General features: G+C 59.8%; 20 protein-coding genes and 4 pseudogenes. 9 read left to right on the top strand and 15 right to left on the bottom strand.

Features of this window, described 5'->3' with window-relative positions:
- From L0U83_RS39370 to L0U83_RS39350, 5 genes and pseudogenes are all read right to left on the bottom strand, one after another.
- Nucleotides 1–729: pseudogene (locus tag L0U83_RS39370) on the bottom strand (transposase); the annotation flags it as partial.
- A gap of 85 nt (nucleotides 730–814) precedes the next feature.
- Nucleotides 815–1,603, bottom strand: a complete 789-nt coding sequence (gene istB / locus L0U83_RS39365; RefSeq protein ID WP_233888718.1) for an IS21-like element helper ATPase IstB — start codon at nucleotides 1,601–1,603, stop codon at nucleotides 815–817.
- Between the two features lie 7 nt (nucleotides 1,604–1,610).
- Complete coding sequence (istA, locus tag L0U83_RS39360; RefSeq protein ID WP_233889187.1) at nucleotides 1,611–3,134, bottom strand: IS21 family transposase; 1,524 nt, start codon at nucleotides 3,132–3,134, stop codon at nucleotides 1,611–1,613.
- Between the two features lie 229 nt (nucleotides 3,135–3,363).
- Nucleotides 3,364–4,092 (bottom strand): annotated as a pseudogene (locus tag L0U83_RS39355) (transposase); the annotation flags it as partial.
- A 256-nt stretch (nucleotides 4,093–4,348) separates the two neighbouring features.
- A pseudogene (locus L0U83_RS39350) lies at nucleotides 4,349–4,783 on the bottom strand (lytic transglycosylase domain-containing protein); the annotation flags it as partial.
- Nucleotides 4,784–6,161: 1,378 nt separating this feature from the next.
- Between L0U83_RS39350 and L0U83_RS39345 the strand changes: the two are divergent.
- A complete protein-coding gene (locus L0U83_RS39345; protein ID WP_267939838.1) occupies nucleotides 6,162–6,737 on the top strand; it encodes a GNAT family N-acetyltransferase in 576 nt (191 codons plus the stop codon).
- Between the two features lie 1,722 nt (nucleotides 6,738–8,459).
- On the opposite strand, the gene L0U83_RS39340 is transcribed toward L0U83_RS39345, so the two are convergent.
- Both L0U83_RS39340 and L0U83_RS39335 read right to left on the bottom strand, forming a co-directional pair.
- A complete protein-coding gene (locus L0U83_RS39340) occupies nucleotides 8,460–8,681 on the bottom strand; it encodes a hypothetical protein (RefSeq protein WP_233889968.1) in 222 nt (73 codons plus the stop codon).
- A gap of 130 nt (nucleotides 8,682–8,811) precedes the next feature.
- A complete protein-coding gene (locus L0U83_RS39335; RefSeq protein ID WP_233889967.1) occupies nucleotides 8,812–9,030 on the bottom strand; it encodes a hypothetical protein in 219 nt (72 codons plus the stop codon).
- A gap of 241 nt (nucleotides 9,031–9,271) precedes the next feature.
- Here L0U83_RS39335 and L0U83_RS39330 point away from each other — a divergent pair, with 241 nt between their 5' ends.
- From L0U83_RS39330 to L0U83_RS39320, 3 genes and pseudogenes are all read left to right on the top strand, one after another.
- Entirely contained in the window at nucleotides 9,272–9,700 is a 429-nt protein-coding gene (locus L0U83_RS39330; RefSeq protein WP_233889966.1) for an Xre family toxin-antitoxin system antitoxin, read from the top strand.
- Complete coding sequence (locus tag L0U83_RS39325) at nucleotides 9,700–10,191, top strand: RES family NAD+ phosphorylase (protein ID WP_233889965.1); 492 nt, start codon at nucleotides 9,700–9,702, stop codon at nucleotides 10,189–10,191. The genes L0U83_RS39330 and L0U83_RS39325 overlap by 1 nt, the downstream gene beginning before the upstream one ends.
- Nucleotides 10,192–10,340: 149 nt before the next feature.
- Nucleotides 10,341–10,607, top strand: a pseudogene (locus L0U83_RS39320) (DUF3047 domain-containing protein); the annotation flags it as partial.
- Nucleotides 10,608–10,625: 18 nt separating this feature from the next.
- On the opposite strand, the gene L0U83_RS39315 reads toward L0U83_RS39320, so the two are convergent.
- Nucleotides 10,626–10,952, bottom strand: coding sequence for a hypothetical protein (locus L0U83_RS39315; protein WP_233889964.1), 327 nt, complete (start codon nucleotides 10,950–10,952; stop codon nucleotides 10,626–10,628).
- Nucleotides 10,953–11,523: 571 nt separating this feature from the next.
- Between L0U83_RS39315 and L0U83_RS39310 the strand changes: the two genes are divergently transcribed.
- Complete coding sequence (locus L0U83_RS39310; RefSeq protein ID WP_233889963.1) at nucleotides 11,524–11,751, top strand: hypothetical protein; 228 nt, start codon at nucleotides 11,524–11,526, stop codon at nucleotides 11,749–11,751.
- Nucleotides 11,752–12,013: 262 nt separating this feature from the next.
- Nucleotides 12,014–13,036 (top strand): DUF535 family protein, encoded by a 1,023-nt coding sequence (locus tag L0U83_RS39305; protein WP_267939835.1) that lies wholly within the window; start codon nucleotides 12,014–12,016, stop codon nucleotides 13,034–13,036.
- 158 nt (nucleotides 13,037–13,194) lie between these two features.
- Here L0U83_RS39305 and L0U83_RS39300 read toward each other — a convergent pair whose 3' ends face one another.
- The 3 genes from L0U83_RS39300 to L0U83_RS39290 are packed head-to-tail and all read right to left on the bottom strand — an operon-like array spanning nucleotide 13,195 to nucleotide 17,215.
- Nucleotides 13,195–14,625, bottom strand: a complete 1,431-nt coding sequence (locus L0U83_RS39300) for a DUF2252 domain-containing protein (RefSeq protein WP_233889961.1) — start codon at nucleotides 14,623–14,625, stop codon at nucleotides 13,195–13,197.
- A 56-nt stretch (nucleotides 14,626–14,681) separates the two neighbouring features.
- Complete coding sequence (locus tag L0U83_RS39295) at nucleotides 14,682–16,415, bottom strand: SulP family inorganic anion transporter (protein ID WP_233889960.1); 1,734 nt, start codon at nucleotides 16,413–16,415, stop codon at nucleotides 14,682–14,684.
- Nucleotides 16,412–17,215: a potassium channel family protein gene (locus tag L0U83_RS39290; protein ID WP_233889959.1), complete on the bottom strand. Its 804-nt coding sequence runs from the start codon at nucleotides 17,213–17,215 to the stop codon at nucleotides 16,412–16,414. The genes L0U83_RS39295 and L0U83_RS39290 overlap by 4 nt, the downstream gene beginning before the upstream one ends.
- Before the next feature lie 579 nt (nucleotides 17,216–17,794).
- Between L0U83_RS39290 and L0U83_RS39285 the strand changes: the two genes are divergently transcribed.
- Both L0U83_RS39285 and L0U83_RS39280 read left to right on the top strand, forming a co-directional pair.
- Nucleotides 17,795–18,046: a hypothetical protein gene (locus tag L0U83_RS39285; protein WP_233889958.1), complete on the top strand. Its 252-nt coding sequence runs from the start codon at nucleotides 17,795–17,797 to the stop codon at nucleotides 18,044–18,046.
- A 55-nt stretch (nucleotides 18,047–18,101) separates the two neighbouring features.
- On the top strand, nucleotides 18,102–18,593 hold the full coding sequence (locus L0U83_RS39280; protein ID WP_267939832.1) for an Nmad3 family putative nucleotide modification protein: 492 nt from the start codon (nucleotides 18,102–18,104) through the stop codon (nucleotides 18,591–18,593).
- Here the strand turns inward: L0U83_RS39280 and L0U83_RS39275 are convergent.
- The 4 genes from L0U83_RS39275 to L0U83_RS39260 all read right to left on the bottom strand — a co-directional run bounded on the left by L0U83_RS39275 (nucleotide 18,520) and on the right by L0U83_RS39260 (nucleotide 22,954).
- Entirely contained in the window at nucleotides 18,520–18,936 is a 417-nt protein-coding gene (locus L0U83_RS39275) for a cupin domain-containing protein (protein WP_233889957.1), read from the bottom strand. The genes L0U83_RS39280 and L0U83_RS39275 overlap by 74 nt on opposite strands.
- Nucleotides 18,937–19,712: 776 nt before the next feature.
- On the bottom strand, nucleotides 19,713–20,897 hold the full coding sequence (locus L0U83_RS39270) for a porin (protein ID WP_233889956.1): 1,185 nt from the start codon (nucleotides 20,895–20,897) through the stop codon (nucleotides 19,713–19,715).
- A 101-nt stretch (nucleotides 20,898–20,998) separates the two neighbouring features.
- Complete coding sequence (locus L0U83_RS39265; RefSeq protein WP_233889955.1) at nucleotides 20,999–21,793, bottom strand: ABC transporter substrate-binding protein; 795 nt, start codon at nucleotides 21,791–21,793, stop codon at nucleotides 20,999–21,001.
- A gap of 39 nt (nucleotides 21,794–21,832) precedes the next feature.
- Complete coding sequence (locus tag L0U83_RS39260; RefSeq protein WP_373321205.1) at nucleotides 21,833–22,954, bottom strand: M20 aminoacylase family protein; 1,122 nt, start codon at nucleotides 22,952–22,954, stop codon at nucleotides 21,833–21,835.
- Between the two features lie 179 nt (nucleotides 22,955–23,133).
- Here L0U83_RS39260 and L0U83_RS39255 point away from each other — a divergent pair, with 179 nt between their 5' ends.
- Nucleotides 23,134–24,087: a LysR substrate-binding domain-containing protein gene (locus L0U83_RS39255; protein WP_233889953.1), complete on the top strand. Its 954-nt coding sequence runs from the start codon at nucleotides 23,134–23,136 to the stop codon at nucleotides 24,085–24,087.
- Nucleotides 24,088–24,249: the final 162 nt, after the last annotated feature.

The raw sequence follows: 24,249 nt of genomic DNA, 5'->3' as shown, positions 1-24,249 counted from the left end.
TCACGCGCCTGCCAGCTTCATTGCACGCATCGTCTTTGCGAACCCGAGAATTCTGATGACCCGTTTTAGGTTGTAGGCCAGTACGTGCAAACTCATTTCAGCGGCGACATGGCCGAGTCCGCGCGTCTGGAAATGCGTCGTCCCCATCCAGTGCTTGAGTGTGCCGAACACGTGCTCGACCGTCCGCCGTCGCATCGTCATGGCGTCGAGCTGGCGATCCAGCCTGGACTGCATCGCCTCAAGCACCGCTTCGTGTTCCCATCGTCGAATACGCCGGTAGTCGGTGGGCGTGCACCGGTTCTTTATCGGGCATTTCGGGCAAGCACTGCTCCAGTAGGTACGCAGGGCCATCGGAGTTTCGCGCTCGACGGAAGTAAATCGGTAAATCGCCCGCTGCCCCGCTGGACATAGGTATTGGTCGTCTTTGGCGATGTAGATGAAGTCGGCCCGATCGAATCGTCCATCTGCCTTTGCGCTGGAGGTCTGTGTTTTTGGCACCAGCGCTGCAATACCCGCGTCATCGCATGCTTTGATCTCCGTGGCACTGTAGTACCCGCGATCGGCCAGCGCCCGGATCGTCTTCCTACCCATTGCATCGCGTGCGGCCTTGGCCATTGGGCTTAGCTGCGCGCGGTCACTACCGACGTTCGTCACTGCGTGGGCCACGATGAGGTGATGCTTCGTATCAACAGCCACCTGAACGTTGTAGCCCACCACGCCAGTGCCCTTTGTCACGGGGCGGCGTAATCGAGCCGGGGATGGGCGCCGTAATGGAGCCAGCAGAAACGGGGGTAAAGCGCAGATTCGAACGGGCTCAAGAATGCGGTCTTTTGCCTGGTTTGGCAACCGCGTTTTCACTGCTTCCTGGCATCGGTTTGGGTTTGCGGAAGCTCTCACCTTCGATCACGACGCGATAGGCACCGTGGCGTAGCCGGTCCAGCGTCGCGGCGCCCAGGATGCGGTTGTCGGGGAACGCGTCTCCCCATTCGCTCAGATCCAGATTTGACGTGACGATGGAAGCCGCCCGCTCGTACCTGGCGGCGATCAGATCGTGGAAGTCTTCGTCGTGGGGCGGATGTAGCGGTTTGACAGCGAAGTCGTCGATGATGAGCAGTGGCACGCGCACGAACTGCTGGAACTTGCGCTCGTACAAGCCCGTGGCGCGGGCCGCGTGCAGTTTCTTGAGCAGATCCGTCTGCGAGATGAACAGCACGTCACGCCCCTGCCTGGCCGCGCAGTGACCCAGTGCCTGCGCCAGATGGGATTTGCCAACGCCTGTTCCGCCGACCAGTAGAACGCAGACCTTCTCGTCGATGTAGCGGCCGGTGGCCAGATCGTGGATGTAGGTTCGATTCAGCTTGGGCACCAGATCGAAGTTGAACGTCTCGAGCGTCTTGCCCATCGCGAAGCCGGCGCGGGCAAGCCGTACGCCCAGCTTCTTTGTGTCGCGCCGCGCGATTTCGTCGTGCAGCAACATGGCGAGGAACTCGGTGTAGGCAAGTTGCCCGTCAATGGCTTCACGGTTTCGCTGTTCGATCGAGTCGAGGATGCCCGAGAGGCGCAGCTGCTTGAGGATGGTGTTCAGTTCGGGACTCGGATTCATGGTCGGCTCAATGGATCAGAAGGGATTGAAGGTCGCGGCCGAAGCGGCCACCGTTCAGGTAGGTATCAGTGGGCGCCGTCGTCGTGGATGGCGCCGCCGCCTCGCTGTCGAGTCCCTTGTCGAGGATCGTCTTGATGGTGCGATACTGGGGGCTGGAGAACGCGAGCGCACGCTCGCACGCAGCGTTCAGGCGCACATCGCCGACCTTCTCGCGCAGCCGCACGATGCCCTGTGCGCCGCGCAGGTTCTCCAGCACCGTGTTGTTGAACATCGCGAGGATGACGGCATGGCAGGCCGCCCCGATATCCTTCGCGCGCGCCAGACACCACTGGGGATCGTGCTCGAGCCAGGCCTGTGCCTCGGGCGGCTGGTGGTCGCGCACGGTATGGCGGTCCCCGGGCTTGCGTAGCCTCGGATGAGTGGCGACGAGCTCGTGCCGGTGGAACGCCTGCACGACCGTGTCGGTGGCCTTGAGCCACAGTTGCTTGCCAACCAGCGTGAACGGCACGGAGTACAGCGCCTTCCTGTAGACGACGTGCCCATCCGTATGCACCTTGACCTCGGACCACACAGCCAGTACCGGCGGCACATCGGGCAGGCGCGTGAGCAGCGGCCGCTCGATCGCGAAACGCGTGAGCGGTTGCTCGTGTGTGGTGCCGTGATCGCGCACGCCGGCGTGCTGCATGATCCACTCGCGCAACTGCCGGTTCGCGTCGGCCAGATCGCGGAACTCGCGTAGTGGTACGAAGGACTTCTTGACGTACTTGACTCCGGATTCAACGATTCCCTTCTTGGCCGGGTCGTGCGGCGGACATGGGTCGATGCGGAAACCGTATGCTTCGGCGAGCCCCGCGTAGGAGCGCTGAACCTCAGGACTGTGCAGGCAGTGCCGGATGATCGCGCACTTGGCGTTGTCGATCGTCACCCGGGAAGGACAGCCCCCGAACCATTCGAAGGCACGGCGATGACAGGCCAGCCACGTCTCGACGGTCTGGTCCAGGACGACCTCGGCATACTGGTGCCGGGACCAGCACAGGGTCATCACGAAGATCCACGTCTTGAGCGGGATACCCAACTCGTGCGTGAGCACGGGGCCGGCGCCGAAATCAACCTGGGCGGCTTCGGCGGGCGCGAACTCGAGGATCGTCGTTGCCTTGACGACCCGTTCGGCCGCCAGACGGCGCAGCATGCGCTTCACGGCATCGTAACTGCCGGTATAGCCGTGATTGCGCTGAAGGGCTGCATGGATTGTGGTGCCCTGGACGCCGGCGGCGAGCCACTCGCGAACCTGCTCGCGGTACGGCTCAACCGTCGAGACGCTGCTGCGTGGCATCTGTCTCGGAACGCTGTTGAGGACGCTGGCGATCTCGGGATCTTCCGGCATGGGCTGCGCCGGATCGAGCCAGCCTCGCGACTGGGCTTCCTGCCGTAGTGCCGCAAGCTTGGCTCGGCCCATCAGGCGTCGCCGCGCGATGTCGCGGTCGGAATCACCGCGTCGCATGCGCACAAGGATATGACGATACTCAAACAATTCGAACCTCCTGTTGGCCATAGGCGCTCCGCTCAAAAGAACGGAGCGTACCGACTTGGAAAGTTCGAACTGCACTTGTGCCCGCTACCGCTGGCGCCCAAGGGTGGCTTCTTTACGCCGCCCATGAGGTGGCTCGATTACGCCGCCCCTGAACTGGCTTCATTGCGCCGCCCCTCAGGTGGCCCGATTACGCCGCCCCCGGATTGGCTCTATAACGCCGCCCGCTGACACCCTTGGCTTGCGACATCATCGAACGTGAGTCGGGATCAGTCAGCGAAACCTGCTTTTCCGGTAAATCATTCAACAGTTCTGCGGCCCGATCCAGATCGCGCATCTGTTCGCGCAGCGTCTCGATCTTTTCCCGTAGCCGTTCGGTTTTCGCTTCCACCTCAACTGGTTGCGTGCGATCGGCCGTCTCCAGGGCATCCAGATAGCGCTGGATGCTTTGCTCGATCTGTTCCTGACGCTTTGCGATCTTGTTGGGCGTGAAGTTGTTGTCGCGACTGTTCACCGCCTTGAACTTGCTGCCGTCGATGGCAACGACTGCTTGCGTGAAGAGCTTCAGATCGCGACATATCACGACGAAGCGTCGGCATACGTTGCTAATGCCGGCGCCATTGCTGCGTCTGAACTCGGCAATCGTCTTGAAGTCCGGCGCGAGGCGGCCGGTCAGCCACATCAGCTCGACGTTGCGCTGGCACTCCCGCTCCAGGCGTCGGCTCGACTGCACGCGATTGAGATAACCGTAGATATAGAGTTTGAGCAGAACGGCTGGATGGTAAGACGGTCGGCCCGTGATCGCGGGCGTGGCGCCTTCAAATCCCATGGAAGCCAGATCGAGTTCATCCACAAATGCGTCGACTATTCGGACGGGATTGTCTTCAGCGATAAAGTCTTCGAGACATTCCGGCAGCAACGTGGCCTGATTGCGGTTTGTACCTTCGACAAATCGCCCCATCTCTGCCTCTCGCGCTAACAGGTTGATTCAGTCTAGGCGATCGCACGGGTTTTGACACAGCCTCGGCCGAACGAGGAAGTGGGAGGTTGACCATCCGAGTTTCGCCCGTGACCTTGAACTTCTGTAGACGAACCGCTTGCGCCATTCAGGGAAACACCAGGTCAAGGCCACTTGCCAGGTACGACGGTCATTCGTGCGCATATAACATGTTTGCCCGACGGTCGGTGGACGATGCGCGTGCCCGACTTTTTTCGGGGGGCATCAGGTTCCACTGGCGAAGGATTGCAACGATCTGCCTCGCGTACTCGTCACGAAGTGCCGGCGTTTCGGAATGGTACGCGCCCACGGCAGTCCACGTATTGCCGTACTTGTTCATCTGCCGCCGCAGATGCCAGGCTGCGATGTACACGTTTTTGCAAGGCTGCATCAACGTGCGCCGCGAGATACCGTACTGCGCGAGCACAGGCAGATGCACGGAGTTGATCTGCATGACGCCGTAGTCTGTCGAGCCGTTGGCGTTCTTGTGCACAGCGGAGGGTCGGTTATGCGATTCCTGCCAGGCGATGGCCCGCAGTATCAGCGGATTGACCTTTTGATAATTGGCCGCCTCGTCAAAGCAGTCGGCGCGTGCAGACCCGCCGCCCAACAGCGCAACGAACCCAACGGCGACGGTGAGTGAGGTCGGCTTCATCGGTCACAATCGCCGTTCTTCCGTGTCGCGTTCTGCCTGCGTAACAACTACGAGTGCCAGCCTGCAGGCCAGAATCGCTCGCATGTACGACAGCGTCGTACCAAATTTGCGCAGGCTCTCGCGAGCGCCCAGGCGTTTGGCCACCGATGTCTTGACGGTGTTCAACACTGTTACCTTTTGGAAGCTCCGTCACCCAAGGACGTTCACCTACCGGCATGGACTTGACATGCCTCCTCGAGCTTGCCGCGGGGATCTCGGGACGGCAAACCACGCTCGCCAGGGATCAGGACATGACGGTTTGTCGGATGGCGTTCCACCGCCAGAGGAAAGCCGCAGGTACAGCCTGGTCAGTCGGAGTCTAGGTCAGGCGGGGACACTTCACAAAAAGAAATACGCGGACGCGTGATAAGGCAGTTCCACCAATGATTTCAAACAATGCGCATGCATAGCATTGTCCGTCCGGAAAGAACTGGCACTGGCATCGAAGCTAGATGCGGTGTCTGGCGTTGAACGCAGCGCCGGTATTGCGCGTGTGGTTTCGTTCGAATGGCCGTTTGGTGTTCGTCAGGCGCCGCCGGAGCGGCAGGGGATGCAGACCGTCGACTGACTCATGTTGGCCGGTTTCACCCGCTGGGCTGTGGCGCCACGAAGCTGCCGCTCGTGCCCGGGAATGTTTTGAACGACAGCTAACGGCGAAGTCGGCGAGCGCGCGCGATCGGCCAACAAGAGACGATCGAGGCGAATTGATGAATGGCTGACGTTCGGCGCAATGCGGACCGATGCGTAGATTGGGTGGTTAGCCGATTTGCCTCGGCAACATGCGTTGGTGTCGCCGCTTGGCTGTCGGTAGCGTCGATGAATGGGCGGTGTAGCGCCGCAGGGAGCGCTTCCCACGTTCCGCGGCATTCCGTACTATGGCAAACAACGGGCCTTAGATCTCTGGCGACAAAGCTGCGAACGGCTCGACGATGAGATTATGCAGCGAGAGGTTCTTCTAGCATTCCAACTCCATCACCACACTGCCCCTTAGCGGGGACCTGGCGGTATCGTTGCGCGCCCTCGGGTTACGAAAGGTTACATAGAGTGGCCTTCGTAAGAGATGGTAAGTATCCGCACTGAGGCGCCGAACAGCTCGGCCCGACTTGGCTGCTATGCTTCATTCAGTCGCCCAGTTCTGCCGTGTCTTGCCCGCGTAACCCGAAAACGGACGTCTGAATCCCGCTTCACAGACCCGCAGGCGCTCACTTCGATAGCCTCGTGATCATGCTGTTGCAAGTCAGGAACTATGACCGTGGTGGGCGTTATTGTCCGAGTGCCGAAAGCTTGCCGCAATCTGCCGGTCCCTTTTCGTCGAAGCTAGTCAACGCGCGACAAACCAATGCCCCCACTCTTTACCAAAGTCGACGTCTCTAAGGCAGCCCGGGTTCAGCTTCGCCCAATCGAGATGTCCGACGCCCAACGGATATTCGAAATCTGGTCCGATCGCGAAGTGATGCGCTTCTACGACATAGCGCCGCTAAACAGCATCGACGATGCCCGGCTGCTCGTCTCCGCTATGGTAAAAGCGCTGGCGGAAGGAATAAGTGTGCGCTGGGCCAGCGTGTCGGAATGCGGCATGCGTTTCATTGGCTCATGCGGGTTTAGATTCGACTACAAGTTCTATTCAGCAAGTATTAGCTTCGAATTGGAACGTCATTCATGGCGACAGGGATTGATGCGTGAAGCGCTAAACGCGGCGATTACGCATGCATATGACCACTGGGATATCAACCGTATCCAGGCGGTAACGAACCTCGACAATCACGCCTCGATAGGACTTCTAAGAAGCTTGGTATTTGTGGAGGAAGGTGTGATGCGGCAATGGGGCTACTGGAAGGATGCATTTCACGACGTCCACCTTTTCTCCCGGATCAGGGCCGATCAACGGGCAATGCAGACATCGCTGACTGCGTGAAGTCACATGCTGACGGTTGCGAGCAGGCTGTTATGGTGTGATGCCCACTCTACAGGTTGAGTTCAACGCGATAAGTGTCAACCAATGGATCGCGCTCGGTGCCTCAGCACCGTCACCGGATACGAACCGACTCGTCGCGCAACCGAATGTCCACATCCCAGCAAGGTCCGTCGCTCAGCTGAGCTAGATCAGTGACGCTTGTGGGTTGATATGACCCATTCGCTCTCCATGGAAGCACATCGACTTTGCCACCTGGACGTTGAGCACCGGCGCACTCACCTGGAAGCACCCGATTCCGCCGAGGAGGCCGGCGCCCGTCCGCACTGTCTTCCTATGCTCACTGACTGCGCGTAGGCGCAGCCTTCACAGCGTCTTCTGCAAGCCACTAGGCTTGGTTAACGTCGTGCGCCGACTGCCTCACATTTGGAGTCACGAACCCGTTCCCTTGGGGTGCGCGGCGTTTTCCATCCTATCTTTGCTTCTGATGTCTCACGATACGAAAGACATAGTCCAGCGTATCTAACGACGGGCCTACGACTTCACACATATCTTGTGCGGGTATCCGTCACTCGTTCTGCGCCGATTTGCGACATGGGGCTTCCGCGGCCCGGCATCCGTTGCGACGGGTTGTCGCAATCAGCATGCTTAGAAACAATTTATAGTCGAGCTGTCTCGGTCGGCGCCCCTCCTCGCAGTTCTCTCCCGACCGGCAAGCGCGTTCGAACGGCCGCATCCGGCTTTGCCGGGTTGCTGACAGATATGCCGCTGGCAGTGATTCGGCACTCCGAACAGCTTCGCCAGTTCCTGGCTACACCATCAAAAAGAGGTAACTATGAAATCCATTAGCCGCATCGCAGCGTCTGCAGCGTTCGTGGTAGTCGCTTTCGGTCTCGTAACATTCGCCCAGATCAAGTTCTCTCCAAAGACCGCAGACGACAACCCAGTCGCTCGTATCGTCCTCAACGTCGAGTCATGGAACGGCTAGTGAAAATGAATTGCCCGCAAGAATCAACGGCAGGTCTGAAAGCCGTGTCATCAAGCCGAACACAGGTGTAGTCGGCACGGCATGATACGGCATCGAGTTCGCGTTCGACCGGCTTGAATTTCTGCCGAATACCTCCGCCGCACGCTACCTCTTTGGCTTGGCAGCCGGCCTCGAAGCACATTATGCGGTGGGTAGCGACGAACACAAAGGGCCAAAGCGGGAAAGGAGAATTGCTTTGTGACCCGTTGGCAAGTTTTGGAACGCTGGTGCGACTCAGTCGGACCTTCGAGGTAGTGGTCGCTCAGGAATCAAAAGGCCCGCGTCCGGAGGTCAGCAGCTAGATGGCGGTCGAGAAAGAATGAGGAAAAAGAGATTGGCTGTATGGGTGCCGAAGAACGAATCGAAGGCGAACGACGATTGATCTTTCCCATACTGGCCCGTTTGGTCATGACGAGGAATATGGCAGTGCGCGAGAATTCCGGCGCATACGGTTACACTAACCCAGTCCACCGAGAGGACCAATCAGGACCCGAGCGTGCCGCCGGCGACCACGTTCTTGAAAGCTTCGCGCATCGCCAGCGCCAACGTCGCGAACTCGGGCGAAGCATGCCCTGTTCGTTCAGATAGGTGTGCGCATCGACGCCGTGCGCTAGAGTGAGTCGAGAGGGTATCCCCGTATCCCTCGGTCTCCAAAGGAATTGAGCCCGCCTTGTGCGGGCATTTTTTTGCCTGTGAAATCAGTAACTCGGCGGCTCCAGCAGTGCGGCAACGCCCATCACATTGACGAGCCACGCAAGAATGACACTGCCGCCTACGGCGAACAGGTAGTAGACCGTTATCCCTTCGGTTGCAAACAGGTCCGATAGCAGCAGATAACCGAGAGCCGCATACGGCACAGCGAGCGCAATCGGAACTACCAGCCATCTCCAACGCTTGAGTGCAGAACTGGGAAGACTCATCGCGCTATTCATGGGGCGATCTCCGCGCATCGTGAGCGCCATGATATCCGGACCTTCGACGGCGCTGCACGTAAGTAACGCCGCTACGCCAGTCGCGACGATCAAGCAGTCAGACCAGGTAACGGAAAGGCTACTTCAACTGCGATTCGGCCAGATCACGCGCCAACCCTTCGGCAAAGGAAAGTGCCTCTGCCTCGGTCCCGAAAAGCACTACGCCGTCGATCGTGCTCACTCCTGGTGGAGACTTGCCGTGATTTGTAAGCACGATCTGTGTCGTCCAACGTTTGTCAGCAGGAACGGCTCGAAATGCGCATTCGATGCTGCCTACCCGAAATCGGTTTGGATTCATGCCTTCCCTCCCTGGTTTCGAGGGATCGTAGCATGGGCACGTTTGTAATTATTTACTGGATTTTACAGGGCCGACGGCTAGATTATCGAGTCCGCTGCGATAGGACACGCGGCTACCGGGGTCGATCCGCGCCAAAAGTGCCAGTTCGCCTCGCCTGCGCAGACGGCCTGGTCTATCTCCTGTCGAGCAGGATCAATTGAGCTATAATGACAGCTCAACTGACCACAGACGGGTGCGTACCATGCAACTCGTATCCCCCGAGAAAATTGCTGCAGTCATGGGTCTCAGCCCGGTTCCGCATTCGATCGCCGAACTCGAGGCCCAGGTTGCTGAAGGCCTGCCCAAATCTGCCTTGCGAAATGGCGTCGAGCAGATCGCCCTGACCGCCGAGGCAAGGCGTGCGCTCCAGGCACGAATAGTCCCCGAGGCAACCTACAAACGTCGGCGCGACAGGCTGACGCCTGACGAATCCGAAAAGACGGAGCGACTCGCGCGGGTCTACGCGAGCGCGGCGTACGTCTGGGACGACCCGGCGGATGCGCGAACCTTCCTTGCGACACCACACCCCCTGCTGGAGGGGCGCGCGCCGCTTGAGGTCGCGCTGACCGAGCTGGGCGCGCGCCGCGTTGAAGAACTGCTCTGGAAACTCTTCTATGGGCTGCCGGCCTGATGAGGATCTTCCGCATCGCCGACAGACGCCATCCGGTCTGGAGCGGCACCGGCGCCATGCTGGTCGGCGGCCGGTTCAACAGCCCGGGCCGTCCTGTTATTTATGGCGCCCTTACCTTTGCGGGCGCCATGCTGGAGGTCCTGGTTCACGCGAGAATCGGCAAGGTGCCTAAGACTCATGTCTGGATCGAGGCACAGGTCCCCGATGGGGTGCCGATCGAAAGGCAGACAACGGCCACGCTCCCCGAGGGATGGGACGGCCCCTCCCCCGAGATCGCGCGTGAGTTCGGCAACCGCTGGCTGGAGGAATGTCGCTCCGCGATCCTGATCGTGCCTTCGGTCGTTGCACGCGCTGAGTCCAATGCCCTTGTGAATCCCGCGCATCCAGACGCTGCGAAGATCGTCATATCCGAACCGCAGCCCGTCGTATGGGATGAGCGCCTGTTCCTCCTGCCCGGAGAAGATGGCTCCGCGAAAGCAGAACGGCACTGAACGCTTCCTGCGCAAGATCTGCGTCGTGCAGTCATGCTCACGTCGACGCGCAACTCTGCACCAGTGGCGAAGGCGTCGCACTACTTCCCGAATGCGCGGCAGGACATCGATACGCGTCGCTTCTCGCCTCGTATACACGCGACGCTGATATGTACATCTGGTCGACCTCGGCCGCGCCAGGCAGTGTCATTGCCAATCCTCACACGGGCCGTGTTCAGATGATTGTCGTCTCCGGTCAGCCCGGCGACGCAGGCCAGTGGCAAACCCTCCGGCGCAACATCGTGCAGGACTATGAGAAAGTCTTTCACGAACCGCCAGGACGGATCGCCGGCTGCGGCCTGCTGACCGACACCGACAATACCGGTACTACGACAAGGGCATGCTGTGGAGACATCCAGTTTCTGCCTGGGCCGTAAGTCATTGGAACTTCCCGGCTAGTCAAGCCTCATGATGCCCATGTGCATCGCCGTGTCGGCGCACATGACGACCAGCTTGTCGTGGGACACCCCCTCGGTCAACCGATGGTTGAGTACCTCGTCGAAGGTTCCGGCGCACTCAGAAACTGCGCTCATCGCGTCCCCTTCCGTCCGGTTGTAGGCGCCGGCGATGAGCCATCGCGCTCGGCATTTGGCGGCAGCGATTGTTTCCTGCGCAGACGCGTCGGGACCCGCGACCCGACATTCCGGAACAGGTACCGGCTGGAACGCGAGCGATAGAGTTGGAATCAGAAAGGCAGCAGCGGCAATGTATGGACGGCACATGGCACCTCCTTTCGTGAGGATCTTCGTACCGACATGACCCGGTGGTCGCGAACTCGAGCCGCGAACGACTCACATCCGCTCATTCGGGACGGCAAGTCAGTTAGCAATCTATCACCTCCGCCACGCCGCTTCAGTTAGCGTACCCACTCATTGCCTTTTCCGCTTCTTCCCTTTCGTATACAGCGTCTGAACCACATTGCCGGGAACCGTGCCGGAAACGGGATCCACAGTCCGGTTGTCGATGGCGCCCGTGGCGCCCTTCTCCAACGTGAAGCTCCCTTCCGATACCTACGATCAAGGTTTTCAGAAGCACCTCACTCTACCCGGCATAGTTGGCCGACCGTCCAGGGGCGTGAATTAAGCGGGTATTGGCGACGCCTTGACGCATACGAATCGCTTTCATCATCCTATATAGTTGATTTATCAACTTGTCAATGAGGCAAATCAACTTTGATAGAGAAGGCGATGTTTCACAAAATCATTCCGGGTGGGTGCGCGGGATCTTCGCGGTCGAACCAGCGCGTGTTAGGGCGAGTTTGACATGGTGACACGTAGCGAATCGGCAAGAGGCATGAGTGCTCCCGCTTACGAATCCCTGAATCCCCTCGAAGTCCTCTTCGACGGCGCGAGGCACCGCGGCACGTATCGGGTGATGGCAGGGTCGGTCATCGTCAATTACGACGGGGAGATCAAGGTCGCCTCGTTTGGCATGGACCGCCCGGAAGTGGTCGCGAAGTGGCTCCTCACCGATCTCGTACGGCGAGCCAAGTCGAGTAAGCGAAAGCGCCCACTCGATTGAGAGCGTTGGTGAGTTCGTATTGTTCGACAATGCGGCGCGCGTTTTCGGCACACGCGCGGCGGATTGCGGTGGAACTGAAGCCTAAGCGTCCAGTTGACTGGCTCAGCGAGCGAGACTTCACGGCACATGCGGGCAACTCGCCATCGAGACCCGGGAATCGCACTTTTGTAAGGCCGCTGCGTGTCGCGGAGGGCCAAGTCTTGGGACTACACGGTATTTACCGCTGGCATCGTAGGTGCCGTCCCGCAGTTGGGTTGAACTGATGACGACATATTCAAACGCATGCACGCTAATTCACAGATTCGCTCCGGGGACGAGTGCGAAGGAAGTTTTCCGCAGGTGGCGGATTTTCATGTATTCCGTGATCTATCCACGCGCAGCATGGTTTTGGTTTCAGGCGTTGAGCAGGCAATCGCTATTGAGGGCTCTCGCCGCGCATAACCGACGTTTCGCAGAAAAGCCATTCCATCGTTTCGGGCAGGCAAACGTGTCTGCCAGCACTCGGGCGAGGCTGATTTCCGGACATTTTACGGCCGTGGAGCAGATGCTGGGCCGTGCGCTCACGAACCGCATATATCTGCTTGGTGAATCGGTCTCTCTTTCGTCGACGCCTCCATACGAGATCGTTCTGCGCGAACCCACGCGATGCTGGCGGGAAGGCCTGCTGACAGTGGCGTGGATGGACCGGCGGACTGGGGTCGATCTTGCCTGGGCCACGGTAAGCATCGAGCGCTCGGCGCAGACGCCTTCGTGGGTGCTTCTGATTGGCGGCTTACAGGGTCCCGCCGGAAGTGATCGCGAATGTGTACGTGACGCGACGAAGGCGTGTCATGGCCTTCGTCCTAAAGCAGCCGTGATCGAAGCGCTTTGCGAGTTGTGCCGTTTGCTAAACATCCCGGTGCTCGCGGCTGTCGCGAAAGGCTCGCACGTGTCACACGCTCGGGACAAAGGGTTTTACGCTGACTATGACGCTTTCTGGCGTGAAGTAGGTGGCGTGAAGTCCGGTGATCGTTTCATCCTGCCTCGTGTCATGCACCACCGAGAGATCGACGAGGTGCCTTCTAACCGGCGAGCCGCGTTTCGACGGAAACGTGCTTTGATTGCGGAGGTGTTAGGGCAGATTCAGACGAGCCTGGGACAGGAGCAGTCAGGAAGGGGACGCGTCAAGGAGCCGGGGCCATACGGCCAGAACGCAGGGCACTTATCGACATGCGAGCTGCGCGACGGACATCAACCGAGCAGGCAAGAGACAATAGCACCAGGTTTCTGCGACGACCTGATTTGAGAGGGTGGCCGATGGCGCAGAAGATTTCCGGGCGCCCAGCTTCGCCAGGGGAACTTGATAAAGCGGAGCCGCCTATTGGAACTTCTGCTCCGCCGAGCAGAGCATTCGACGGGAACAGGCTAGACGCGACGGCGCTACTCGAATGGGGTGCTCTAAACTCAACCAGTAGTGGCCCGGATGCGTCCCGCCTTGACTGCCGCTTTCAAAACCGCCCAGTCAGCCTCATTCTGTTGCGCATATGCGAGCGCAAATTGCTCGATGGCCTGGTCGAACGCACCCGATTTCCCAATATATCCGCTAAGCAATGCGGGGTCGCCCGCTTTCGCCATCGAATGGGCCAGCGCGTGGGCGCAGGAAACCGCATATTCGCCTAGATCTTCAACGTCGAATGTACTGAAGTCGAATGCACCCTTCATGTCGCGCAACTGTCGCACATAGAAATCATTGCCTGTATGGCGCATCTTGGACCAACCCAGAAAGATGTCGCTGGCCGATTGCAGCAAACGCTGCCCGTTCACCACACGCTGGCCGTGATTGGGAAAACGGCTGGGCGGCAAATAACCCTCCAGTACGGAAGCCCGCGCCTCCTTGAGCTGCAGGAACAGCGGACACTCTCCGTCTGCCATGAAAAGCGCCTCGTAGCAGCGTGTCCCCACCGACCCGACGCCCACGACGCGAATCGCAACATCCACCAGCTCATAACGATCGAACAGTGCACGCCTGTCATCGGGAAGCGTCAAGCGGTAGTCGGCGAAAAAGCGCCGTACCTGCGCGTCATATTGTTTGCGATCGTGCGGGCTCTCGAGCGGCACGTGATAAACGAGTGGGGGCACCTCCTTGATTTGCAGCTTGCCGTTGACCAGTTCGGTTGTGTGACTCATCAGGGAACGCGACGACTGCTGTCTCGCTTTCTCGATGACGGCCTGTTCCCTTTTTCTTTCCTCCGGCGTATCGGCGATGGCCAGCATGCCCGCGGCCTCGAACTGGTAATACCAGGCGTCGAGCGTGTCCATCCGGCTGAATTCCGCGACCCGTTGGCGGAATGTCTCGCATAGCCGGCGCACCACGCTGCGCTGGTCACGCGTCGCAAATCCACGTTCGCGCGCGGCGATCACGAACGACGCAGCCAGCCTGCGCACATCCCAGTCAAAGGGGCCGGGCAGCGTTTCGTCGAAGTCGTTTGGCCCGAAAAGAATGCGCCGCTCCGGGCTTGCGAACAGTCCGAAATTCGCCAGATGCGCATCTCCGCCTAGTTGCACGGTCACAGTTGAATGTGGCAGTTTCGACAGATCGTATGCCATCAGCGGCGCGGCGCCGCGATAGAAGGCGAACGGATTCGCGACCATGCGTCCGTAGCGAATGGGTATCAGCTCCGTCACGCGCCCGGCGTTGGACGCGTCGAGGAGCGCGACAGGATCCCGATCCTCGATCTTGCACTCCGCCAGCCTGGCGCGCGGCACCTTTGCGCGCGCCGCCTTGCCCAGTTCAACGCGCGTAGTCAACGAGCCACGCCCCGCGAACAGCGTGGACGGATCTTCCTGCGCCGCCAGTGCCTGCGGATCTGAGCGTTGTGTAGCGGATTCTGGCACGTCTCACCTCTCTTTTGGATTCAACGTCTAAGCGACTTTGTTTCGTTGCGTGCGCTTCATTCTTTTTTTGCGTCAGGTGGCGGTGCGGATGCAGCCGGCGAAATATCCTGCAGTGCGTCAATGGCGATATCTACAGTGGCAAAGATTTCGTGATGGACGCCGCGCGTTCGCAGTGCCTTGTACCGTTCGATCTCACGCAGCACACCCGTCGGAATTGCGATTGCTGCTATGCCCACGCCGCGCCGGTCAAGTTCCGCGCCCAGCTGGAGCAGCGTTTTGCCCGCCGTATAGTCGATATTGTTGATCTCCGTTGCGTCGACTATCACCCAGCGCAATGGCGAGCTTGCCTCATTGACGAGTTTGAGTATTTCGTCCGAGAAGCGGCCCGTATTTGCATAGAACAGGTCCGCTTCGAAACGATAGACGACAATGCCGGGCGCCGCGAGCACATCTGGCGCGACAGGCTGCGAGACCCAACGTCCTGCGGGGTTGCGCGTCAACACGCGCGTGCGCAGGCGGTAGCTGTGACGCGCATGCGCAATCAGCGACAGCACAACGGCAGCGAGAATGCCGTGCATCACGTCGACAAGCACGACCACGCCCGCCGCGAGCAATGCAACGACGAATTCGTCCCTCTGCATGCGAAAGAGCTCCGTCATGCCCTTCACATCTACCAGCTTCACGCCGATCATGAAGACGATGGCCGACAGGACCGGTGCAGGCAGAAGACTGAGCGGCTTCGTGAGGAACAGCAGCACGAGCAGCACGATCACCGCCGTGGTCAGATGGGCAACCTGGGTGCGGCCGCCAGCATCGTCGACGATCTCAGTCTTGGTCGGACTGCCGTTCACGACAAAGGTGCCGGTAAACGCGGCCGCTGCGTTCGCAGCCGCGAGGCCGATAATGTCGGCATTGTCGTCGCCCTTCTCGTTGTAGCGGTTGGCGTACGCACGCGCTGTCGCCGCGCTCTGAGCGATGATGACGATGAAGCACGAGGCTGCCGTTATCAGCACCTGGTTGATTTCGTTCGCATGCAACGGCGGCAGGTATAGCGACGGCAGCCCTCCGGGTACTTCGCCTGTTACCGCTATGCCATGCGCGGAGAAGTTGAACACTGCGCTCGCGGCAATGGAGCCGATCACGGCAATCAGCGCGCCCGGTGCACGCGGCGCGATACGCTTGCAGCCGAGGATCACCACGAGCACGGCAAGCGAAAGCGCAGTCGTCGCCATGTTTGCCTCGGTGACGCGTTGCAGCACCGTGGCCACTTGCATGATTGGGCCATGCCCCTCTTTCGCGAGACCGATCAGCCCGGCGAGTTCTCCTGCGGCGACCTGCACCCCAACGCCAGTCAAAAAGCCGATCAAGGCGCTGCGTGAGAGAAAGTCCGCGAGGAACCCAAGGCGGAAGATCCGCGCCACCACGAGCATTGCGGCGACTGTGAGCGCCACGGTGCTCGTGAGAGCGACATATTCCTTGCTGCCCAATGCCGCGACCGCCGTGAGTGTGCCAGCGAGAATGGCGGCCGTCGCTGAGTCCGCTGCGACCACCAGTTGACGCGATGCACCAATGAGCGCAAACGCGATCAACGGCAACAAGATCGTGTAAAGGCCGGTAACGGTTGGCGTGCCGGAAATCTTCGTGTACCCCATCACCTCGGGGATACCAAGGGCTGCCAGCGTGATCCCGGCGATGACGTCATGCGGCAGTTGCGCGGGATTCACGGGCAGGAGTCCCCGCAGGAAGGGCATGCGATGCAGATGAGTCTGCGTCGAAACCATGGGTTTCATGGTGTTGCCTCCACGTGGTTTGTGAGCCTGCCAACCAGCGCATCGGCAACGATCTCATCTGCAACTACCACATACGATGCCCCCGCGCTCTCGAATAACCCCTTTCTCAATGGGCTTTCGCCGGGCGCAACTATCGTGAGAGAGGCATTCAGCGTATGCGCCAGCAAGGTGATGGCCAGATTGTTATTGCTGTCGGGCGTCGTCACGACCAGCGCCTTGGCACTGTGCAGGCGCGCAAGCCTGAGCACGTCGTCGAACACGCCCGGAGAACCGAGCACGACCATATGGCCGTGCTCAGCCGCACGGTCCGCCTGAGCCTGATCACCGACAAGGACAAGCACCGTCTGCCCCGCCTGCCTCAGGCGGTTTGCTACGAGTTCACCGAGTGAATGAAATCCAACCACCGCGACATGATTGGCGAGTTGATCGAGCTTGCGTTCCATGACCCTGTTCTCCCGATAAGCCATCACGTCATCGCCCGAAAGCAAGCCCGTCAGCCTCGAAACCGCGAATCCACCGATCAGCAGCGTGGCGAACATGGCCAGCAGCATGAAGATCTTCTGAGGCTGATTGAATTCGGCAAAGTCACCGAGTGTCGTGACGAGATTGACCCCATCCCAAAGCGCCGTGAACACTTTGTTGGGGAAAGAGGAATCGGACTGATCAAGCAGGACCAGCCCGGCGGCGGAGCCGCAAAGCAGCAGAACAAGAAGGCTGACTGTAATGTGAGCGTGGCGTCTCCATTCGCGGATTCGAACGACTCCGAGACGCGGCTCATCGACGCGATAGATCCACATCATTACCTCAGGTAGCAGTCTGATCGAGACAAAAGCGAACCTGGTGCAAGCTATAAAGTTCCCCTCTTTTTTATCAGCGGTCAATAGCCAAGAGTCCCAGGACGCGCCGCGCCTACGGCGAAAGGCAGGGACCCGAGCACATTACGCCAGGCCGCAAGCGGGTCGGTGGCTGGAGCTGCGGTGCACGAGGCGTACCGGCCCATGATCACGCGGATACTCATCTCCGGTTTATTTTGGCATCCTGAGTAAATTGGGTTAAAGAAATGAGTCAGGGGTCCAATTGACCATATTCTCTTTTCGCGATTTCCTGCTGTGCGTTATCCGCACATTAGCTCGGCCCTAGCTGCCGTTGCCCGGCGATCCTGCGCGGTCCGAATTAAATGCCTGTTGGCGACATCCCGACGCATACAAACAGCTTACAATACACGTATAGTAGATATGTCCACTTGTCCGGTACGCCGTCGTCCGTCGACTGGTTTTGCTGCTGGAAATCGCCATTTGTGGCTGGACCTGACGACCAGAACTCTCGCCGGATTGCACGATGGTGTATGACGGCCTCACATCGTTGCTCGAGGCAAACTGATGCATGAAACCTTCGAAAACCAGCTCGAACTGGTGTACCGGGACCTGCGCGAGCTTCACGATGTAGCGGCAGATGCGGTGCGCGCAATGGATTCGTCCGATCGGGCGAGCGGCTCGCGTATCGCGCTGCGCGCCATCATGATGCGCATAGAAAACATGATCGCAGACGGTCAGCAGGCCGAGCGCGAACGCCGGGCCGTTCGTTCCGAGTTGCGCGCAATGTCCGCGCGCCTGCGAGGATCTGAACACTGATAGCCGGGCGAGCGAACTTGCCAGCAGACTGCCACCGGGCGGGCAGGAGCTACATTTGAAAATCATCTTTAGCCGCAAAGGATTTGATTCCCAGTATGGCGGTGTGCCGAGCCCGATCCTTCCGGACGGGTCGCTTCAGACCTCGCCCATCCCCTCGCGTTACGGCCGCCCGCTTGGCGACATTCTGCGCCCGCTGGGACCTTTGCACGCGCTCGCCAGCCACCTGACGCAAGGCGCGATCACTGACCGCACGTCTGTGCATCTCGATCCTGACCTGAGCGCTGGCAGTGTGGCGCGCAAACCCGGGAACACCCCCAGCTCGCTCAGTTCACGCATGCGTTTGCGATTAGCGTGCTCGGGGCGGGATGCATCCATACCGCGACTAAAGCAGGCGAGGTACGCTGTTCGGGTTGCCGTCGAGATTCCGCATTTTCGTACGTTACGCGCCCATCTGGTCTCGCTTCCCGACGATATCAATGCATTGGATCGAGAAAAGGCGTGTCCAGATCGCTGGTGTAAAAAACAACGACGCGGAGCAAATCGCTAGTGCTGCGGTTATAGCCGGTCATCTTCACGTGCGGCGGCTCCACCATCGCCTGACCTTGAGTAACAGTGACGGGTGCCCTGTCTTCCATCTCCAAAGTGAAGGCACCCTCCAGCACATAGACTGTGACCGGAAACCGGTGAGTATGAAAAACGGTTTTATCGCCAGGTTTGAAACTCGCTGTTAAAACGCGAAGTTCCTGTTTTTCGCCTCTCGGCATACCCTCGACAATTTGCTGAAGAAGTATTTGAGGCTTGACGGTTCCCGACTCTTGCGCCGCACAAGGTAGACAAAAAATCGAACTCCAGACGACAGTTGCGAAAGCCAAACAGGCAGTCGTTTTCAATTTTTCCGCTCCATTCAAAATTCGGCTTGGGTCAATTCAAGGAATTTTAATCAGCCGCCTTGTCGGCCGCCTTTTTGGGCAAGAAGTTACGGAGCGAGGCAGCTATGCATAGCTGGAAGGCGCCGAGTCAATAATTCGAACTGCGGAGCATATCAAGGTGCTCTTTGGGTGTGGTCACGATTCTATCCCGGACAAAATGATCCCAAGCGCATGGATTTAACGGCGTATTCAGGGAATTTCGCTCTTTGCTCGCTCCTCTGGCGAAGTTGCTGAATTAAATACGCTCAATACAATCATAGGTGTTGAGTAAAAATCTGTACGTTTGGCCACGTTTCGCTGAAAGAGTCCGCAACATGTTCTCTCGAACTTTGCACGCAGGCACAGGAGAAGGTGGTCGGCGAATGCCAAACGCAGCAGGCGTACGGTGCGACGCGGCACGTCCGCGTGCTTCCCAACGGAGCGGATAGCACAGACTTCCACCCCACTATTCAAGGGCGGGTCTAGTTGGCTTTACAGACATTTGAGTCCCGACGAGCCAACGACCGTGAAGGGTCGACTTCCGCATCCGACCAATACCGGTCATAGCTAGCGACATGATGTGGACGTTCGTCCGGCCGATTGAGTCCTCAAACCCACCATTCATGTCGCTGCCTGGGCCCGACCGATTTTCCCAAGTACCGCGTCAGATTCCGACGCGAAATCGCATCCACCAACCGAACGGGCAATCTGTTTCAAATGCACACCAACCGCGCGAAGCAGCTTGATGCGCCCCGGCGTCAGAACGTATGGCGAAGCGCCGCGCGCACGACCAATTGCCGCGACGTTGAAGAAAGGTCTTGTGCGCCTGGCACGTACGCGCGATCGAGCGACGAACCTGTCGCGTCCCCGGTCACCAGCTGATATACCCCCTGCAGGTAAACATCTGTCCGTTTCGACAGATTGTAGTCGGCCATCAGACCGAACGTGTGGACGTCCGGTTTCATCGTGCCCGTCGTCGCCTCGTAATGTTCCAGCGTATAGGCATACTCTGCACCAACGAAGAAGGCCGGCGTGAACTGGTACTTGCCGTTGAGCTCGAAATTCTGATACTTCAGCGCGTTGAGCGTACCGCCTGCCAGCGGGCCGGTGACAGGCTGGATCGTTTCCGCGCTGCTCAGGTAGGCCACATTCGCCGTGGGATGATCGATTTGCGTATTCGTATACGTGAAGCCGAGGGTCGCGGAGCCAACTGTATAGTTGACGCCCGCACCGAAGATCTGCAGCGTAGACGAAACAAAATTGCCATCGGGGCCGAGCGACCCACCTGAGCTTGCGATGGCGCCGCCTGCGGTCGTGGTCGGGTTGTCGGCGCGCAGGTACGCTGCCGCGAAAAGCCACCCACCAGTCGAGTATTGCGCGCCGGCGCTCATCGCGCGATTATTTGCAAATCCGGTATCGTTGCTAAAACTATACGTACCGCCAAACGAGAAGCCGCCGATTGTCGGGCTCGCGTATTTGACCGTGTTGTTCAAGCGGAACGTGTTATCAGTATTGTCATTGTCATATGGGTGCGAGAACAGGTAGCCACCCCAGTTCCCGTTCGCCGTGGTCTGTGCGAGATAGTCAACCACGGAATCGTACTGCCGGCCAAACGTGAGCGTGCCGTAGCGCTCGCTGGCGAGACCCACGAATGCCTGGCGGCCGAACATACGGCCTCCCTGCGCAAGCGTGCCGTTACCCGTATTGAAACCGTTTTCGAGCTGAAAGACGGTGCTCAGCCCGCCCCCCAGGTCTTCGGTACTCTTCAAGCCCCAACGGCTCCCTTGCGCGTAGCCACTCGTCATTTCATAGACCTGGTGGCCGCCAACGTTGTTGGTGAAATCGATCCCCTCATCGATCACGCCATACAGCGTCACCGAGCTCTGCGCGAGGGCCGGGATGGTCACGCCGCACAGCAACGCAGCTGAAATGACTTTTCTCATCTTGTTTCCATTATTTAGTTATACAAAATATATAAATGGCAATTTTCGGACTGCACTCACCACCGGCGGACCGTTCATCCGCGCGAGTGCTTTTCGCCCCGTTACTTCGCGCCGTAAATGTCGAAGTCGAAATATTTCTTGTTGATGCGGGCGTAAGTGCCATTCGCGAGGATCTCGGCGAGCGCCTGATTGAATGCCTCTCGAAGCGCGACGTCCTGCTTGCGCAGACCGAGGCCGTCGCCCTGACCGAAGTACTTCGGGTCATCCATCGCCGGCCCCGCGAACTCGAAGTCCTTGCCTTCGGGCTTCTTCAGAAAACCGTCACTGGCTTCAATGGATGCCTGGAACGCCGCATCGAGCCGCCCCGAGACCAGATCAGCGTAGACCTGGTCCTGGTTCTGGTAGGCGACGACTTCCACGCCGGCCGGCTGCCACCTGGCGCGTGCGTAGTCTTCCTGGCTCGTGCCCTGCTCGACACCCACTCGTTTGCCCTTCAGCGAACCGGCGTCGGGCAGCAGTGAGGAACCGCGTCGCACCACGAGGCGCGCGGGCGCATTCGAAATCTTGTTCGAGAACGCAATCTGCTCCATGCGCTTCGGCGTGATCGTCATGGATGACGAGATCACGTCGAATTTGCGCGCAAGCAGACCCGGAATCATGCCGTCGAAACTCGTTTCCACCCAGACACAACGCGCGTTCAACTGCGCGCACAATGCGTTGGCAATATCGACGCCGAAGCCCGTGAGCTTGCCGTCGGGCGTCTTGTATTCGAGCGGCGGATAGGTTGGGTCGACGGCGAGCCGAATCTCCCGTCCCTTCAGGTCTACCGCATGCGCCGGGGCCGCCGTTGCAGCCGCCGCGAGTGCCAGCGAGAGCGCCATCGTCCATTTCTTCATTTGCCAGTCTCCTTCCTCTAGTTTCAGTTGCTTCGATGGTTACTGCAGAATGTGTTCCGCGAGCTTCACCCAGTAGCTCGCGCCAACGGCGAGGCTCGAGTCGTTGAAGTCGTAGCCGGGGTTGTGGAGCGAGCAATGCTGCGCGCCTTCCCCGTTGCCGATCGAGAGATAGCTGCCCGGGCAGCGCTCCAGCATGTACGCGAAATCCTCGCTCGCCATGAGCGGGCGAAGGTCGTCAATCAGCATCTGCGCGCCACCCCATTCGAGCGCGACGCGGCGCGCCAACTCGGTCTCGTCGCAGTGATTGACGAGCACCGGGTAACAATGCCGATAGTCGATCTCCACACACGCGCCATAGCTCCTGGCCTGCCCTTCGGCGACTTCGCGGATGCGCCGCTCGAGCAGCGCGCGCACCCGCGCCGAAAGCGCCCGCACGCTCAGTTGCAGATCGGCGTGCGGTGCGATGACGTTCGAGGCGCTCCCCGCATGCAGCGCGCCGACGCTCACAACGGCCTGATCGTGCGGCGCCACGTTGCGCGACACCACGCTCTGCAGCGCCATCACGATCGAGGCGCCGACCACGACTGGGTCGATCGTCTGCTGGGGCGCGGCCGCATGTCCGCCACGGCCGATCACGCGAATCGTCACTTCGTCCGCCGATGCCATGAACGCGCCGCTGTGAAAGCCGATCCGGCCAGCCGGAAAGCCCGGCACGTTGTGCATCGCGAAGACGGCGTCGCAGGGAAAGTGCTCGAACAGGCCGTCCTCGATCATTTTGAGCGCACCGCCCAAGCCCTCCTCGGCCGGCTGAAATATCAAATGCAGGGTGCCACGCCACTGCGTCATTTCAGCGAGGCACCGTGCAGCGGCCAGCAGCATCGCAGTGTGGCCGTCGTGGCCGCAGGCATGCATGACGCCGTCGCGATGGCTCGCATAGGGCAACCCCGTCTCCTCGCGTACAGGCAACGCATCCATGTCGGCGCGCAGACCGAGGTTGAACCCTCCCCCGCGCTCGATCGTCCCGACTACTCCCGTGCCGCCGACACCGCGCGTGACGCGATAGCCCCACTCCTGGAGCTTCGCGGCAACAAGCGCGCTGGTCGCGTGTTCTTCAAAACCGAGTTCGGGCTGCGCGTGCAACTCGCGGCGCAACGCAATCATTTCGGTCTCGATTGCCGCCACCTCTGGCAAAACCCACTGTCTGCTCAATTCCTCTCCTCCACCGGTCCTTGCATCGTGGAGCGAATCGTATGCAGAGCAAATTCCAGCGAACAGCCAGTGTTTTGTTATGATGACAACCTTTCGTTGTCACCGGCACCGTCCGCTGCGTCCGCCCCCCCATGAAACTGCATCAACTGGAAGCGCTCGTCGCGAGCGCTGACTCCGGAAGCATTCGCGGCGCCGCCCGCGCGCTCGGGCTTTCGCAGGCCGCCGTGACGCGCGCGCTGCGCGAACTGGAGGCGGCGGAGCGATTGCCGCTGCTGATCCGCGCGCCTGAAGGTATCACGTTCACCGCGCACGGCAAGGTGCTCCTCACGCATGCCCGGCTTGTTCTCAACCAGCTCGAGCACGCGCACAGTGACCTGGAACGCCTGCGGGGGCGCGTGGACGGCAGGCTCATGGTAGGCGTCACGCCGTGGATTACGCTGACCTTCCTGGCTGAGGCCGTTCAGCGCTTTCGCAAGCGCTTGCCGGATATCCGTCTCGAACTGTTCGAAGGGTTGATGGCGGTTGCTCAGCCGCTGCTGCGTGAAGGCTCCATGGACTTTGCCGTTGGCCAGTTGCAGCCCGGCGCGAGCATGCAGGAATTCGCATGTGAGCCCATACTGACTTATGAATCGTCGGTGATGGTTCGCGAGGGGCATCGGAAAGCGCGGGCACGCTCTATCCACGAGCTACTCGACGAGGACTGGGTGTTGAACTTCGCGCCGGACTCAGAGAGCAATCTGCTGGACTATCTGTTCACGCGCCATGGCGCGCAGATCGACGAACGCCGCATCGTGCGCGCCCAATCGGTGGCGATGCTGCAGACCATGGTCGAGCACGCCGACATGTGCACGTGGAGCCCGACGATCCTGAGCCACGTGCCGCCGTTCGGAGGCCGCCTGCGGCCGCTCGCGTTACGCGAAGTGTTCGAGCCCCGACAACTGGGGATCGTCACGCGTCGAAGCAGCACCCTGAGCAATGCGGCAGTCGCTTTCGTCGAGTGTCTGCTTGATGTCATCCGCCGGCATGCGAGGTCTGCGAAAAAAGAAGACCTCGCCTTGTTCGAGACGCTGGAACTATTGATCTAGCGCGACGCTTCCTCGCCGGCCGGCAGTCCCCTGTGGATATCGCCCCTTACCAGTTCTTCTCTTTCCGTCCGTGCGTCATTCCCGCACGATAAATCTGCGGCGCGGCCCCGTACCCGTCCGATTCACAGAAGCCGCCACGGCTCGAAAGCCGCGCCGCGCCAA

This window comes from Paraburkholderia flagellata (assembly GCF_021390645.1).
GTDB lineage: Bacteria > Pseudomonadota > Gammaproteobacteria > Burkholderiales > Burkholderiaceae > Paraburkholderia > Paraburkholderia flagellata.
The sequence above is the reverse complement of the archived record's forward strand: the minus strand, read 5'-3'. Positions and strand labels throughout refer to the sequence as shown.

What these genes read in the sequence shown, in the direction of transcription:
- istB (WP_233888718.1), bottom strand. Translation starts at nt 1,603, where the DNA reads ATGAATCCGAGTCCCGAACTGAACACCATCCTCAAGCAGCTGCGCCTC.
- L0U83_RS39345 (WP_267939838.1), top strand. Translation starts at nt 6,162, where the DNA reads ATGCCCCCACTCTTTACCAAAGTCGACGTCTCTAAGGCAGCCCGGGTT.
- L0U83_RS39340 (WP_233889968.1), bottom strand. Translation starts at nt 8,681, where the DNA reads ATGAGTCTTCCCAGTTCTGCACTCAAGCGTTGGAGATGGCTGGTAGTT.
- L0U83_RS39335 (WP_233889967.1), bottom strand. Translation starts at nt 9,030, where the DNA reads ATGAATCCAAACCGATTTCGGGTAGGCAGCATCGAATGCGCATTTCGA.
- L0U83_RS39330 (WP_233889966.1), top strand. Translation starts at nt 9,272, where the DNA reads ATGCAACTCGTATCCCCCGAGAAAATTGCTGCAGTCATGGGTCTCAGC.
- L0U83_RS39325 (WP_233889965.1), top strand. Translation starts at nt 9,700, where the DNA reads ATGAGGATCTTCCGCATCGCCGACAGACGCCATCCGGTCTGGAGCGGC.
- L0U83_RS39315 (WP_233889964.1), bottom strand. Translation starts at nt 10,952, where the DNA reads ATGTGCCGTCCATACATTGCCGCTGCTGCCTTTCTGATTCCAACTCTA.
- L0U83_RS39310 (WP_233889963.1), top strand. Translation starts at nt 11,524, where the DNA reads ATGAGTGCTCCCGCTTACGAATCCCTGAATCCCCTCGAAGTCCTCTTC.
- L0U83_RS39305 (WP_267939835.1), top strand. Translation starts at nt 12,014, where the DNA reads ATGACGACATATTCAAACGCATGCACGCTAATTCACAGATTCGCTCCG.
- L0U83_RS39295 (WP_233889960.1), bottom strand. Translation starts at nt 16,415, where the DNA reads ATGAAACCCATGGTTTCGACGCAGACTCATCTGCATCGCATGCCCTTC.
- L0U83_RS39290 (WP_233889959.1), bottom strand. Translation starts at nt 17,215, where the DNA reads ATGATGTGGATCTATCGCGTCGATGAGCCGCGTCTCGGAGTCGTTCGA.
- L0U83_RS39285 (WP_233889958.1), top strand. Translation starts at nt 17,795, where the DNA reads ATGCATGAAACCTTCGAAAACCAGCTCGAACTGGTGTACCGGGACCTG.
- L0U83_RS39270 (WP_233889956.1), bottom strand. Translation starts at nt 20,897, where the DNA reads ATGAGAAAAGTCATTTCAGCTGCGTTGCTGTGCGGCGTGACCATCCCG.
- L0U83_RS39265 (WP_233889955.1), bottom strand. Translation starts at nt 21,793, where the DNA reads ATGAAGAAATGGACGATGGCGCTCTCGCTGGCACTCGCGGCGGCTGCA.
- L0U83_RS39260 (WP_373321205.1), bottom strand. Translation starts at nt 22,954, where the DNA reads ATGATTGCGTTGCGCCGCGAGTTGCACGCGCAGCCCGAACTCGGTTTT.
- L0U83_RS39255 (WP_233889953.1), top strand. Translation starts at nt 23,134, where the DNA reads ATGAAACTGCATCAACTGGAAGCGCTCGTCGCGAGCGCTGACTCCGGA.